General features: G+C 67.7%; 14 protein-coding genes and 1 tRNA gene. 7 read left to right on the top strand and 8 right to left on the bottom strand.

The window, feature by feature from the left end; translation table 11 throughout:
• Positions 1-299 precede the first annotated feature (299 nt).
• Complete coding sequence (locus tag A5673_RS05925; RefSeq protein WP_068228434.1) at positions 300-779, bottom strand: DUF2752 domain-containing protein; 480 nt, start codon at positions 777-779, stop codon at positions 300-302.
• 80 nt (positions 780-859) lie between these two features.
• On the opposite strand from A5673_RS05925, the gene A5673_RS05920 reads away from it, so the two are divergent.
• Entirely contained in the window at positions 860-1,219 is a 360-nt protein-coding gene (locus A5673_RS05920) for a helix-turn-helix transcriptional regulator (protein ID WP_068228431.1), read from the top strand.
• A gap of 89 nt (positions 1,220-1,308) precedes the next feature.
• Positions 1,309-1,929, top strand: coding sequence for a cation transporter (locus A5673_RS05915; RefSeq protein ID WP_068228441.1), 621 nt, complete (start codon positions 1,309-1,311; stop codon positions 1,927-1,929).
• Here the strand turns inward: A5673_RS05915 and A5673_RS05910 are convergent.
• Both A5673_RS05910 and A5673_RS05905 read right to left on the bottom strand, forming a co-directional pair.
• Positions 1,813-4,227: a cation-translocating P-type ATPase gene (locus A5673_RS05910; protein WP_082958561.1), complete on the bottom strand. Its 2,415-nt coding sequence runs from the start codon at positions 4,225-4,227 to the stop codon at positions 1,813-1,815. The genes A5673_RS05915 and A5673_RS05910 overlap by 117 nt on opposite strands.
• Before the next feature lie 147 nt (positions 4,228-4,374).
• On the bottom strand, positions 4,375-5,391 hold the full coding sequence (locus tag A5673_RS05905) for a M56 family metallopeptidase (protein WP_068228427.1): 1,017 nt from the start codon (positions 5,389-5,391) through the stop codon (positions 4,375-4,377).
• Between the two features lie 241 nt (positions 5,392-5,632).
• Between A5673_RS05905 and A5673_RS05900 the strand changes: the two genes are divergently transcribed.
• Together A5673_RS05900 and A5673_RS05895 are read left to right on the top strand one after the other, a co-directional pair.
• Complete coding sequence (locus A5673_RS05900; RefSeq protein WP_068228424.1) at positions 5,633-5,833, top strand: hypothetical protein; 201 nt, start codon at positions 5,633-5,635, stop codon at positions 5,831-5,833.
• The gene (locus A5673_RS05895; RefSeq protein ID WP_068228420.1) at positions 5,830-6,516 is read left to right on the top strand and encodes a hypothetical protein; all 687 of its coding nucleotides are present in this window, start codon (positions 5,830-5,832) and stop codon (positions 6,514-6,516) included. Before A5673_RS05900 ends, A5673_RS05895 begins: the two co-directional genes overlap by 4 nt.
• A 7-nt stretch (positions 6,517-6,523) precedes the next feature.
• Here A5673_RS05895 and A5673_RS05890 read toward each other — a convergent pair whose 3' ends face one another.
• Positions 6,524-7,270 (bottom strand): zf-HC2 domain-containing protein, encoded by a 747-nt coding sequence (locus tag A5673_RS05890; RefSeq protein ID WP_231970903.1) that lies wholly within the window; start codon positions 7,268-7,270, stop codon positions 6,524-6,526.
• Between the two features lie 906 nt (positions 7,271-8,176).
• On the opposite strand from A5673_RS05890, the gene A5673_RS05885 reads away from it, so the two are divergent.
• Entirely contained in the window at positions 8,177-8,764 is a 588-nt protein-coding gene (locus A5673_RS05885) for a hypothetical protein (RefSeq protein WP_068228412.1), read from the top strand.
• Positions 8,765-8,853: 89 nt separating this feature from the next.
• On the opposite strand, the gene A5673_RS05880 is transcribed toward A5673_RS05885, so the two are convergent.
• The 4 genes from A5673_RS05880 to A5673_RS05865 all read right to left on the bottom strand — a co-directional run bounded on the left by A5673_RS05880 (position 8,854) and on the right by A5673_RS05865 (position 11,216).
• Complete coding sequence (locus tag A5673_RS05880; RefSeq protein ID WP_068228437.1) at positions 8,854-9,231, bottom strand: BlaI/MecI/CopY family transcriptional regulator; 378 nt, start codon at positions 9,229-9,231, stop codon at positions 8,854-8,856.
• A gap of 211 nt (positions 9,232-9,442) precedes the next feature.
• Positions 9,443-10,093, bottom strand: coding sequence for a class I SAM-dependent methyltransferase (locus A5673_RS05875; protein WP_068228409.1), 651 nt, complete (start codon positions 10,091-10,093; stop codon positions 9,443-9,445).
• 191 nt (positions 10,094-10,284) lie between these two features.
• Complete coding sequence (locus A5673_RS05870; protein ID WP_068228405.1) at positions 10,285-11,097, bottom strand: methyltransferase domain-containing protein; 813 nt, start codon at positions 11,095-11,097, stop codon at positions 10,285-10,287.
• Between the two features lie 45 nt (positions 11,098-11,142).
• Positions 11,143-11,216 (bottom strand) — tRNA-Leu (locus A5673_RS05865).
• Positions 11,217-11,573: 357 nt separating this feature from the next.
• Here A5673_RS05865 and A5673_RS05860 point away from each other — a divergent pair.
• Both A5673_RS05860 and A5673_RS05855 read left to right on the top strand, forming a co-directional pair.
• The gene (locus tag A5673_RS05860) at positions 11,574-12,431 is read left to right on the top strand and encodes a PE domain-containing protein (protein WP_068228402.1); all 858 of its coding nucleotides are present in this window, start codon (positions 11,574-11,576) and stop codon (positions 12,429-12,431) included.
• Positions 12,432-12,491: 60 nt separating this feature from the next.
• Positions 12,492-12,916: PPE family protein (locus A5673_RS05855; RefSeq protein WP_156747906.1), on the top strand; the 425-nt coding region annotated here is incomplete at its 3' end.

The raw sequence follows: 12,916 nt of genomic DNA, 5'->3' as shown, positions 1-12,916 counted from the left end.
CAGACGGTCGCCGCAGCAGCACCTGCGCGGCGATCACACTCCGGCGCCCCCTGATGCTGGGTACGGTTGCGGCCGCGATGCTCGCGATGGTGGGCGGACGCGGGCACCGCCTCGGCGCATCCGACCTTGTTGGTTACCGATCCCACCGGACAGAGCGCCGTAGACGCATCCCTGCACCGCGGCCGCGACCGCGCGCCGGTTGCCCCGATTGAGGACGACGGCAACACCACGTCCCAGCAGACCGTGGGGCCGGCCAAGCTGCCCGGCGACGACGGACAACAACCGCTGCCGCGCGCCGGTCATGCCCCGCCCCACGGCTGCATCAACAATGCCGCGTGCAGTTGCTGGTTCACCTCAAGGGCGACAAGCGCCACCGCGGCCACCGATACGAGCAACCGCGGTGGCACGTACACCTCCACCCAGCGGCGGCTCGACCAGCCGATCGCGGCACGCAGGACGAGCGCGAGTGCAGCAACGACGAGAATCGGCCCCGCTGGGTTGTAGCGCACGGCGTCGCGCAGGTGACCGTGCAGCGTCAGATATACCGACCGGGTGCCGCCGCAAAACGGGTCCATCACGCCGATATAGTGCAGCAGGCCGTGGATGTCGGCATGCGGCATGCCCAGGACAGCCAGCAGCAGTCCAGCCAGCAAGCCGCACAGCGCAATCCACGTCAACAGCGGATGCGCGTCATGCCGCCGCATCACCACGTGGGACCTCATGGTCGACCGCGCGAAGGTCGAATCGGCACCGTCAGCCTCCTCATAGCCGCCGAACACCGATAGTAGGCCGCTTGCTGAGGAGATCGACGGGCAGCGGTCCCTTTTGTCATGTCAGCTTGGGCTGTACAGTTGTAGCAATGCTGACGCATGAGGCGCGGGAGGCGGCCCTTGCGCGGCTTGGCCGGGCTCTGGCCGACCCGACCCGATGCCGCATTTTGGTGGCGCTGCTCGATGGGCCGAGCTACCCCGGCCAGCTGGCCCGCGATCTGGGGCTCAGTCGATCGAACGTGTCCAATCATCTGGGGTGCTTGCGGGGCTGTGGCCTGGTGGTGGCGACATATCAGGGCCGCCAGGTGCGTTATGCGCTGGCCGACCCGCACCTAGCCCGCGCGCTGGGCGAGTTGGTGCAACTCGTGCTTGCGGTGAATCCCGATCAGTCGTGCGTGGTTGATGACCGGCCGACCGCTGCGAGCATCCCGTCGGAGGCACGGCGGTGAACGACCACGGCGGGCGACGACTCCCCCTGTCGTTCGTCACCCCGGCGAGCGGGCAGTCCGGATGCCCCGACGAGTGCTGCGCGCCCGCACTGGCGACGGTCGTCGACCACGTTGGCCGACAACGTCGCAACGTACTGACGCGGCGGGTGCGAAGGCTGGTCGCGGCGACGATCGGCTACAACATCATCGAGGCGATCATCGCGCTCATGGCCGGCGCGGCGGCATCGTCAACCGCGCTGATCGGTTTCGGCCTTGATTCGGTCATCGAGGTCACCTCGGCCGCCGCAGTGGCATGGCAGTTCTCCGGCAACGACCCCGAGGCGCGGGAACGGCACGCGCTGAAGGTAATTGCGTTGTCCTTCTTCGCATTGGCCGCCTACGTGACCGCCGAATCGGTGCGCTCGCTCCTCGGCGGGGACACGACGGGGCATTCCCCCACCGGGATCGTGCTCGCCGCCGTGTCGCTGGTGGTGATGCCGGTCCTGTCGTATGCGCAACGACGTGCGGGGCGGGAGCTGGGATCGGCCAGTGCCGTCTCGGATTCCAAGCAAACCCTGCTGTGCACCTACCTGTCCGGCGTCTTGTTGGTCGGGCTACTGCTCAACTCGCTGCTCGGTTGGTCCTGGGCCGACCCGGTCGTTGCTCTGGTCATCGCCGTGGTCGCGGTCCGGGAGGGCCGTGACGCCTGGCGCGGTCAGCGCTGCTGCTGATCCGATATCTGGCGCGGCGGCCGCGCTCGGCAAGCTCAGCCGTTTGAGCATGATCGCGTTGACCGTCACGATCAGCGTGGAACCCGACATTGAGACTGCAGCGATCTCGGGACGCAGCACCAGCCCCAGCCAGGGCGCGAAGACTCCGGCGGCGATCGGGATCGCGACGGCGTTGTAACCGACTGCCCACGCAAGGTTTTGGCGCATCTTGCGCCGAGTCCCCCGGGCTATCCGCACCGCGATCGGAATGTCGAGCGGATCCGACCGCATCAGTACCAGATCCGCGGTCTCGATAGCGACGTCGGTGCCGGCTCCGATCGCGATGCCCACGTCGGCCTGCGCCAGTGCCGGAGCATCGTTGACGCCGTCGCCGACCATGGCGACTTTCTTGCCGACGCGCTGCAGGGCGGCGATCTCGGCGGCCTTATCGCCCGGCAACACCTCGGCGATAACGGTTTCGATGCCCAATTGCGCGGCGATGCGCTCGGCCGTGGCCTGATTGTCGCCGGTCAGCATCACTACCTCCACACCCAGGCGATGCAGCGCGGCGACGGCATCGGGTGAGGATTCGCGTGCGGCGTCGGCCAGTGCGATCACCCCCGCGGCCCGGCCGTCAACGGCGACGAACACCGCGGTTCGCCCGCTGGATGCCAGCTCGTCGCGCCTGTCCAGCAACGAACCGAAGTAGATCTTCTCCTCGATCATGAGCTTGCGGTTGCCGATGGCGACACGGCGGCCGTCCGCCTCCGCGACGGTGCCGTATCCCGGTACATTGCGAAAACCCTTCACCAGCACAGGTTTCACGCCCTGGGCCGCGGAATAGCGCACGATCGCGGCGGCCAGCGGATGCTCCGATTCGTTCTCCACTGCGGAGACCAGGGTCAGCAGCTCTGCCTCGGAGATGCCGTCCGTCACGACGTCGGTCACCTCGGGCTCGCCCTTGGTCAGTGTGCCGGTCTTGTCCATCACGACCGTGTCGATGCCGGCCGACGCTTCCAGCGCCGTCGCGTTCTTGAACAGCACGCCACGTTTGGCGCCCAGTCCGGTGCCGACCATGATCGCGGCCGGGGTGGCGAGGCCCAGCGCGTCTGGGCAGGTGATCACGATGACGGTGATCGCGAACAGCAGCGCCGTCCGCGGCTCGGCGCCCGCCGCCCACCAGACCAGAAAAGTGCCGGCTCCCCCGAGCAGGGCGACCAGCACGAGCCAGAACGCCGCGCGGTCGGCCAGGCGCTGCCCGGGAGCCGTGGAGTTCTGCGCCTCCTGCACCATTTCGACGATTTGGGCCAGCACCGTGTCGGAGCCGACCTTTGTGGCGCGCACCCGCAACGTGCCGGTGGTATTGATCGCCGCGCCAACGACATTCGAACCGGGGTCCTTGGTGACCGGCAAGCTTTCCCCGGTCACCATGGATTCGTCCACCTCGGAGTGGCCGTCTTCGACGGTGCCGTCGACCGGTATCTTGGCGCCGGGTCTGATGAGCAGCAGATCACCAACCGCGACTTCCGCGGTCGGAATCTCCACCACTTCGCCGTCGCGTATCAGCACCGCCATCGGGGGAGCCAGCGCCAAGAGCGTGCGGATCGCGTCGTTTGCCCCGCCGCGGGCGCGCATTTCCAGCCAATGACCGAGCAGCACGAAAGTCGTCAACATCGACGTGGCCTCGTAGAACACCTCACCACCGCCGGTGAGGGTCACCGCGACGCTGTAGAGCCATCCGGCCGCAACGGCCATGGCCACCAGCACCATCATGTCCAATGTCCGCGCGCGCAGGGCTCGCCATGCGCCGGTGAAGAAGATCCGCGCCGAGTAGAACACCACCGGCAGGCTCAGCAGGAACGCAAAGACGTCGTCCCGCAACCCGAACGGCGTCGGCAGCGTCACCCCGAACAGGTCGCGGCCCATCGGCGACCACAACATGGTCGCGATCGAAAGCACCAGCGCCACCAGGAACCTGTTGCGCATATCCCGGGCCATGTGATCCATGGACATTCCCGTGTGTCCGCCATCTCCGGCAGGCGATTGCGGCCCCGGCCCGCCCGCGCCCGGCTCGGACGCCGGATCGCAGACGTGCTCCGGCACCGAGCGGCCGGAACAGTGAAATCCGCAGTCGCGCAACTTCTTCGACATATCCGCGATCGACGTTTCGGTCGGGTCGTAGGTGACGGTCGCGGTCTGGTTGGCGGCGTTGGCTTCCACCGCCATCACTCCCGGGCGGCGAAGCAACGTGTTCGTGACCGAGGCGGCCGAACTCGCCCAGTGCAGCCCCCCGACGTGTAGAACGGCAGTGCGTTTCATCGGCGCGGGCCCACCCGATGGTGCCATGCCCCACCCTCCCTCAACCGGCGCCCCGCAGGTTGGCGACGTATCACTACGGGTAACCTACTATATTCGTACGTAGATAGTAAATGCATTGGGCCGGACGGCGCTACGAAAAACGGCGGTTCATGGACACCGATGCGGTGGGCCGCCGCACCCTTGCGGCCCGCCCATGGCGACCGTCGTCGCATCAGCTCCCATCGGGCCACACAGCCCAAGTCCGATCGCCGCGTGCACCCCCACGACCAGGGGCAGCAACACCACCAACAGCGTCATGGCGCTGAGCGCGAGGCGCGTCCGCCAGCCGGCCGCCGATGGTGCGACCAGTCGCTCCGCGCGGGCCAGCACGTCCGTACCTGTTGCGGCGGCGGCACAGCCGGGGATGGGCGCCCGCGCGGACAGGGCCAACAGCGCGCCGAGGACGGTGTGGGGCCCGTGCCGCCGCGCGGCCGCGTCGTCGGCCGCCATCTCGGTGAGCCGGGCGATCTCGCGGGCGCCGATAGTGAAGAGCGCAACGCGTGGTAGGGCCGCGGCCAAACCGCGCGTCAAGGCCAGCATCAGGTGGTGGCGTTCGGCGAGGTGGGCTCGCTCGTGCGCCAGCACCGCGTCGAGGTAGCACTGATCAAGCGCGTCGAGTGCGGCGCTCGTAACCACGATGGTGTCCGGTCGCCCGGCCACGGAATAGGCAGCCCGTTGTGGGGCGTCGATCACGACGGCATCCAGACCGGCAACGCGGCGCCCGATGATGCGGGCGTCGGCCGCGTGCCGGTGGCTCACCGCCCGCGCGCGACGCATGGATTGGCTCAGGCGCCAAACCAGAATCACTACGGCACCGGTGGCCGCGGCGGTCAGGGCGATCAGCGTCACCTGCAGCAGCGGCCCGGAACCACCCACGGCGACCCGGCGCATCGCCGCAAGACACGCACTCGCCATTCGCCCTGGCTGGTCCGGGTTCCTCGCCAGGGAAACCACCAGAAATCCGGCGGCAACCACCCAGGATGCGAGCACGCTGACGATCGCGGTCAGCCACGCGACCATCGCCGGCCACGGCGCCGCGCCCGACCGGGTCAGGCGCACCAATGGCCCCGGAACGATCACAGCGACCGCAAAGCTGTACAGCACCAGGCAAACCGCGACGCCCACTACGCCTCCCTCGCAGCCTCCCTCGCACACGGTTGAAAGGCTGCCTTCAGCGTAACCGAGGTCACGCCGACCAGCTTGACCACCGAACCAGGCTGGGCGGCTTCGCCGTTCAGAAGACGACGATCGCGATCGACGCCGCCTCCGGCACCCCGCCACCGAGGTGCGCCGGAGCGAATCATAGTCTACTGTGTCGGTACGTAGAACGTAGGCGGGTGGACTGCGGCCGTTTCGAGGAGGACTCATGCAGTCGGTACTGCTATGGCTCGTGACGCTGGCCTGCCCCGTCGGTATGGGGCTGATGATGTGGCAGATGATGCGCGGGCAGGGGCACGGGCCAACGTCGGCCGCTGGCGCGACAAGCCAACAGGTCGACGAACTGCGTGCGGAAATCGACAGACTCAAGGCCGAGCGGTCTACGGAGCACCGGCCGGAAGAACGATGACACCCACCGGGCGACGGAGCATCGGGGCTCGGAAGGCCGTCGCGCGGGCGCGCGGAGGGCGGAGCGGTGGCTGGGTTTGGATCGCGGTAGGGGTAATTGCCGTCGCGCTCACAGCCGTCCTGATCGTCGCGAAATCGCCTCGCTCTCAACAGAACCAAGCGGTTCCGCCCCAGCTGAGGAACCCACCGGCCACGACCGCGGTCGGCCGCGAGACGCTTCCGCCGTGGAGCGCTCCGAGCGATGCGGCAGCCGCGGCCCGCGCCGCCGGGCTGCCGTTGCTGAGCCGCGAGGGCACCGTCGAGCACATTCATGCCCACCTCGACGTGAGCGTCGACGGGCGTTCCGTTGAGGTTCCGGCGATGATCGGCATCGACCGTCGGGGGATCAGCCCTGTGCACACGCATGACGCGACGGGCGTGATCCATATCGAATCGCCGGTGAATCGAACGTTTACCCTCGGCGAGTTCTTCACAGAATGGGACGTCACCCTATCCGCCGACGGCATCGGTGGGTTGCGGACCGGTGACGGGAAGACACTGCGGGCCTTCGTGAATGGCAATCCCGTCACCGGCAACCCCGCGGGCCTGCCCATCAACGCGCACGACGAAATCGTCGTGATCTACGGCACCGCCCAGCCCGGACCATCGGTACCGGCCCATTACGACTTCGCGGCGGGTCTGTAGCCCGAAACTAGAGGGAGCGCTGCAGCATCACGTGACCGTCGTCGACCAAGACCACTTGCACCGCGGCGATCTGACCGACCGGCGTCGAGATGCTGCCGCTGGGCGTCGCCGAATGGCCCGGGATCGCCATCCACGTCGCCAGCCGAGTCTGACTCCCGTCCCGACCCACGACCACCAACGCGACCGTATCGTGGTGAGCATCCGGCGGAGCCAGGCAAACGAACTTCAGCGCAATGTTTGTTCCCCACTGCTGACCGCTGAGCGATACCGTCGATGCCAGCAAGGTCGTCCCGACCTGGTCCATCGGCATCGCCCGCACGGTCGCCTGCGGCGCCGGGGATGCCGGAAGACCGACGTGAACCCCAACCAGCACACCGATCGTCAGTATGAGGGCAGCTGCGGCCGAGCCCATCCAGGCCATCACGCGCGTCCGGCGGCGGCGCCAACGCACGGCGGCCAGCAGCGACCGCAGCAGGTCCGGCGGCATCCGTGATACCCCGGATGGATGGTGGGCCCCGTTCATCGCGACGACATCGTTGCGGTCCAGCCGCGACAGCATCGCCGGAATGCCGCTCAGCCCGTCGACGGCCCGACGGCATGCCGGGCAGCCGGCCATGTGCGCCTCGAATTCGCGCCAGTCGGTGGCGGACAGCGATCCCAAAACGTACGCGGCATCCCACATCGCGTGGCTGTCGTGGTCAGCCACGTGAACATCCTTGTCACCGGGCGGACCAAATCCGCCTAACGATGCCATCGTCGCCCTTGGCTTGCGGATAACAGCAACCAATCGGGGCGGCCCAGTGGGGATGCGGGTCCGGCTTCATGCCAAACACTGTGCGCCAATTTGCATTCCGAGCCGATTGGAAGTAGCGGTGCCGACATCTCGACCCCGCCCCTGCTAGCCTGAGCGCCGCACGCGTCGCCGCCAATTCGAGTGCGTATCGCCACCAGAGCGCAACACGCTCGTCGCGGAAAGGCGCCGTCGTGGCGGCTTCGGATCCGCTTCGGCCCACTGACGTTAGGCACTGAACCACCTCCTCCGATCGACACGAGCTGCGGCCCCGGGAGGTTCACCGTCAAGGTTGCACCGCAGACTTCCTACCTGCGTCGTCCGCGCACTCGGCGACGCTTGGCCAACGAGGTCCGGCATCAGAGTCCGTTGCGGGCACTGGCGTTCTATTCTACTATCTGTGTACATAGATAGTAGAATGCGCTTGACGACGCACACGCGCGACGCGGGAGCGGCTTCCAGCCTATGGCAACGCGATCACGAAGGAGCGCTGAGGCTGGGCGGCATGGGTTCCCGGGCGCTCGGGTTGCGTGTTGATCAGATGGAGGTGGTCGGGTGACGATGTGGTATGGCTGGGATGGCTGGGGCTGGTGCGCCGTCTTGGTGAATGTTCTCGCCGTGACGGTGCTCTTGGGAATCATCATCGCCGGTGTGGCACTTGCGGTTCGTGTTCGCGACGGGGGCCGAAGCGGCCCACCGCCGCCAGGGTTTGGCGGCTTTGCCCACACCGGGCGGGCGACGGAAGCGTACGGCGCGCGAGGCGCCACGGCAGACGATGATTTTTACCGTCGGCTGATGTAGCTGAGGGTTGCGGCGATCGCCACGGTGATTCACCGTGGACAGAGATCGAGGTATCCGGGAGGTGATCACATGGGTAAATTCACCCGGCGCGCGGCGCTGGCGGCTCTCGGCGCGGGCGCCCTGGCCAGTCTGGGCTACGCGATGCGCGGGGTGCTGGGGCCCCCGGTGTTTCAGATCCGGTTGACCGACGGCGGCATGATGGGTGCCAGTGCGGCCGACATGAGTGGCTATATGGAGATGTTTCGCCGGCACACCGAGATCAGTCGCACCGTCGAGGACATCCCCGGTGGGGTGCGGACCACGACAGAATCGAACTCGCCGGATCTTACCGAGCAACTTCACGGGCACGTGTCCAGCATGTACTCCCATCTTGACCGGGGCGCGGAGGTCATGTGCATGAGTTCGAGCCTGCCGACGCTGTTTCGCAACGCCGGCGGCTACCGCCGCCAGTTGACCCTGACGCCCAAGGGTGTCATTGCCGAGGAAACCTCTGATGATCCCGCGTTGACCGAGGCGATCCGCGCTCACGCCCGTGAGGTCAGCGGCTTCGTGCACGACGGGATGCCCGCGATGATGCGCGGAATGATGGGCGGGTCGGGAGGGATGATGGGACCCGGCGGGATGATGGGACCCGGCGGCATGATGGGACCACCGTAGCCGTCGGCGATCGCGAGGCCATCCGAGCTAATGTCCCTGCAAGCCAGCCGCTTTCGATGCCGCTCGCCAGACCTCGGGATGCGGAACGGTTACTTGCGGCGGGCTCGTCGGGCCAGCCGCTGCAGCGCGGCGCGCAGGCGCGCCGATTCCTCCGGGCTGATCTGTTCGAGGAAGTGGGTCAGGACCAAATCGGAGCGTCCGCCGCCATCCAGTGCATCACGCATCAGCTGGGCACTGTGCTGCTCCCGGGTCAACGTCGCCCAGTACCGGTAGGCCTTGCCTTCTCGTTCACGCGCCAGCCACCCCTTGGTGTGCAAATTGTCCATGGTCGACATCACGGTGGTGTAGGCGATCTCCCGTTCGGCGGCCAGCTCGTCAAAAATCTCCCGGACGGTAGTCGTCCCATCCCGGCGCCAAATGCGGTCCATGACCACCGCTTCCAACTCACCGAACCCGCGCACCCGCACCGCCACGCCTCCGACCTGCCAGCACTCTCACACCAATTGCCGTAATTCACTGCCTACGTACACACATAGTAGATTACCGCAACGGCGCACACAACGTATACGTCTGACTACGACCGGCCGAGTGGATTCGTGCGTTAGGAGCGACCGCCGGAGATGATTGTTGCACCGAAGCAACGCATTTCACGTACCCGCCAGCTTCGCCCGAAGCACGCTAGTCCACTCCGTCGGCTGCCCGGGCACGTCCAAGGATGTGGGAGTGCTTCGGAAAGAGCCGCAGTGGCGCATAGGAAAATCGGTCGATTTGCTCGATTCCGAAACCGGCGGCCTCGATCGCCGCGGCGGTATTCCGGTTTGGGTGACAGCCGCCGCCCACCCGCGACCACAGCGGGGTGATCGCGTCCTGCAGCAAGCCGAACGCCAGATGCTCCGAACGCACGTGTTCAAAGAACCGCAGTTCGCCACCGGGCTTGAGCACCCGGCGGACCTCGGCCAACGCGCCGCCAACGTCCCTCACCGAACACAGCACCAACGACACGACTGCCGCGTCGAAGCTCGCGTCGCCGACCCGAAGCGCGGTCGCGTGGCCCGGCACCACCCGCACCCGCACTCTCGCCCGGCCGGCGGCGGTCTCTGCGATCGCACGCAATGTGTCGTCGGGCTCCACTGCGACCACTTCAGTGACCGTGTCCGGGTAGTGGCGGAAGTTGAGTCCGTTGCCGGCTCCGATCTCGATAACCCGGCCCGCCAGCCCGGCCAGCGCGCGACCGCGGTGCTCGGCGGTGCCGCGCCGTTCAGACTCCGCACTGATCTGTTCATACATCCGCGCAAAACGGGGATGCTGAAACTGCGATAGGTCCGTCATCGCCCGATCCTCCGATCTACTATGTACGTACCAAAATAGTAGGATTTCGCAAGCCGGTAAAGGTCCTTCCCGCCGCACGGCGATGCCGAGACGCACCGGATGCTCGACCGACGGCGGGCCGAAGCCGATTCCGGTCCGCCGGTGCAGTGGTGGGTGGTCGACCATCAGGCGACGGGGTACGCGCGTGGCGTTCAGGCCCGGCACAGGATTTCGCCGTGCGGGATCGACAGCCAGCCGTCCGGGGCCGCGGCCCACTGCCGCCATGCGGCCGCGATCTCGTCGAGCTGGGCGGGCGTGGCCAGCCCCAGATGCAACAGCTCGCGGGCCACACCGGAGTGCAGGATCCGGTCGGCCCACATCCCACCCCACCACTCCCGGGTCGCGGGCGTCGCATAGCACCACACGCTGCCCGTCGGGATGACGTCATCGAAGCCCGCCGCCAGCGCCCATGACAGCAACCGCCGGCCCGCGTCCGGTTCGCCCCGGTTGGCGCGGGCCGCCCGTCGATACAGGTCCCGCCAAAGATCGAGCGCGGGAAGCTCCGGGAACCAGGCGAATCCCGCGTAGTCGGTGTCGCGTGCCGCGACAATGCCGCCCGGCCGGCACACGCGGCGCATCTCTCGGAGCGCCCGCACCGGATCGGCGACGTGCTGCAGCACCTGGTGCGCGTGCACCACATCGAACGTGTCGTCGGGAATGTCGAGCCGGTGCACGTCGGCGGTCGCGAACGCCACGTTGGTCAGGCCGCGCCGCTCGGTCTCCGCGCGGGCCACGCCGACGACGTCGGCGAAGAGGTCAACGGCCAGCACCCGTCCCGGCGCCACCCGCTGCGCGAGATCTGCGGTGATCGTCCCGGGACCGCAGCCGATGTCGAGCATCGACACCCCCGGCTTCAGGTGCGGCAACAGATAGGCCGCGGCGTCGTCAAGGGTGCGCCGCCCGTCGCCCCGGAGCGCCGACTCGTGCTGCCCGTGCGCGGCGCTAGCCGGACGTTCGTCGGTCATCGTGGGCCCCTTGTTTGGCGCGTCCCGGGCATCAGCAGAACACCGTGCCCCCAGTCGGACTCGAACCGACACTGGGCGGATTTTAAGTCCGCTGCCTCTGCCAATTGGGCTATGGGGGCCCGGCGGCGAATCTAGCGCGCCAAGCCGCGCAACGGGGCGCGGAGGCCCGCCGAAATCGACAAAATCCTTCGGATGCGCCCGGTGCGCCCCTGGCCTAGGATGCGCGCGCCGCGCGCTATCCGGCGCGCTGCGGGCGCATCTCAGATGACAACGCTATGTCGCCCGACAGGACCTTGTTAAAACTGCCCGCGCAAGCGTTAAGAAGCCGTAAACGCCCGTCACCTTAGCCTTTTCCGTCGGGAATGTGGAGTCGTGGCTGGCTAACCTTACGCCCACGCACAGGAGCTAATACGCGAACACACAGGGCCGATCCACCCGGGTGGGGGTCGGCAGGTTCCCAACACTAGGAGCAGTAGATGTCATTTCTGACAACAATTCCTGAAGAGTTGTTAGCTGCGGCCGCGCAGCTGGAAGGGATCGGCACTTCACTGACGGCGCAGAACGCGGGCGCCGCGGCGCCGACCACCGCCATCGCTCCGGCGGCCGCCGACCCGGTCTCGGCCCTGCAGGCGGGAATCTTCTCGACCTACGGCACGTACTACCAGCAGCTCGCGGCCGAAGCCCAGGCGATGCAACAGCAGTTCGTGCAGACCCTCGGCCTCAGCTCCGGCACCTACACCGCCACCGAGGCCGCCAACGCGACGGCAGCGGCCACCCCGTACGACAGCATCGCCACCTTCGAGCAAAACCTCGCCACATTCCTCGGCGGCCCGCTCTACAGCTCGGGTGGAAACCCGCTCAGCCTGTCGGGTAACTCCGCCAACTTCGTCAGCTTCGAGAGCGGCAACTGGGCCTCGGCCATGTCGACCTGCCTCGGCATGGCCGGCGGCGGTCTGCTGGACACTTCTGGCAGCGCTGCCGGTGACGCGGCGGGCGCGGCGGCGGGCGCGGCGGATGTGAACGCGGTAGCGCCGGCCGGGAGCATGGGGGGCGCAGGCGCCATGGCCGCGATGCCGGTCGCCAGCACCGGCCAGGCGACCATGGTCGGCAAATTGTCGGTGCCGCCAAGCTGGGCCGGTTCGTTCACCCCCGGTGCGGCGCCCGCGACCGCGGTCCAGACGGTGGGCTGGACCGGCGCAGCACCGCAGGCGGGGACCGGGACCATCGTGCCTGGCATGCCCGGCATGGGTGCGGCCGCGCGCAACAGCGCCGGCTTCGGCGCGCCGCGCTACGGCGTCAAGCCCATCGTCATGCCGAAGCCGACGGCCGTCTAGCAGCGCCACGCGCACTCCCCAGCAAACGGATTTTCAACAAAAGGAACGGGATACAGAAAAATGGTTCTCGATTTTGCAGCTCTGCCCCCCGAGATCAACTCCGGCCTGATGTACGCCGGTGCCGGTTCCGGACCGCTCATGGCCGCGGCGACGGCTTGGAGCAATCTGGCCGCCGAGCTGAGCACCACCGCGACCTCGTGGGATTCGATCGTGGGGACGCTGACCGGCGAGCAGTGGACGGGCGCAGGGTCGGCGGCGGCGGCCTCCGCGGCCGCGCCGTACATTTCCTGGTTGACCACGACTTCCGCGGCGGCCGAGCAAGCGGGCGCTCAGGCTTCCGCGGCGGCAGCCGCCTACGAGGCAGCCTTTGCGGGAACGGTGCCCCCGGCGGTCATCGCCGCCAACCGGGCGCAGCTCATGGCGTTGGTCGCGACGAACATCTTCGGGCAGAACACGCCGGCGATCATGGCCACGGAGGCCGAGTA

The sequence above is a fragment of the Mycobacterium sp. E3198 genome, from assembly GCF_001667015.1.
Classification (GTDB): Bacteria; Actinomycetota; Actinomycetes; order Mycobacteriales; family Mycobacteriaceae; genus Mycobacterium.
Note: the sequence above shows the minus strand (reverse complement) of the source record. Positions and strands in the feature narration are given on the sequence as shown.

Bases quoted from the DNA above. Each gene is read 5' to 3' on its own strand.
- A5673_RS05900 (WP_068228424.1), top strand. From the start codon at position 5,633: ATGCAGTCGGTACTGCTATGGCTCGTGACGCTGGCCTGCCCCGTCGGT.
- A5673_RS05885 (WP_068228412.1), top strand. From the start codon at position 8,177: ATGGGTAAATTCACCCGGCGCGCGGCGCTGGCGGCTCTCGGCGCGGGC.
- A5673_RS05910 (WP_082958561.1), bottom strand. From the start codon at position 4,227: ATGAAACGCACTGCCGTTCTACACGTCGGGGGGCTGCACTGGGCGAGT.
- A5673_RS05895 (WP_068228420.1), top strand. From the start codon at position 5,830: ATGACACCCACCGGGCGACGGAGCATCGGGGCTCGGAAGGCCGTCGCG.
- A5673_RS05860 (WP_068228402.1), top strand. From the start codon at position 11,574: ATGTCATTTCTGACAACAATTCCTGAAGAGTTGTTAGCTGCGGCCGCG.
- A5673_RS05870 (WP_068228405.1), bottom strand. From the start codon at position 11,097: ATGACCGACGAACGTCCGGCTAGCGCCGCGCACGGGCAGCACGAGTCG.
- A5673_RS05890 (WP_231970903.1), bottom strand. From the start codon at position 7,270: ATGGCATCGTTAGGCGGATTTGGTCCGCCCGGTGACAAGGATGTTCAC.
- A5673_RS05920 (WP_068228431.1), top strand. From the start codon at position 860: ATGCTGACGCATGAGGCGCGGGAGGCGGCCCTTGCGCGGCTTGGCCGG.
- A5673_RS05875 (WP_068228409.1), bottom strand. From the start codon at position 10,093: ATGACGGACCTATCGCAGTTTCAGCATCCCCGTTTTGCGCGGATGTAT.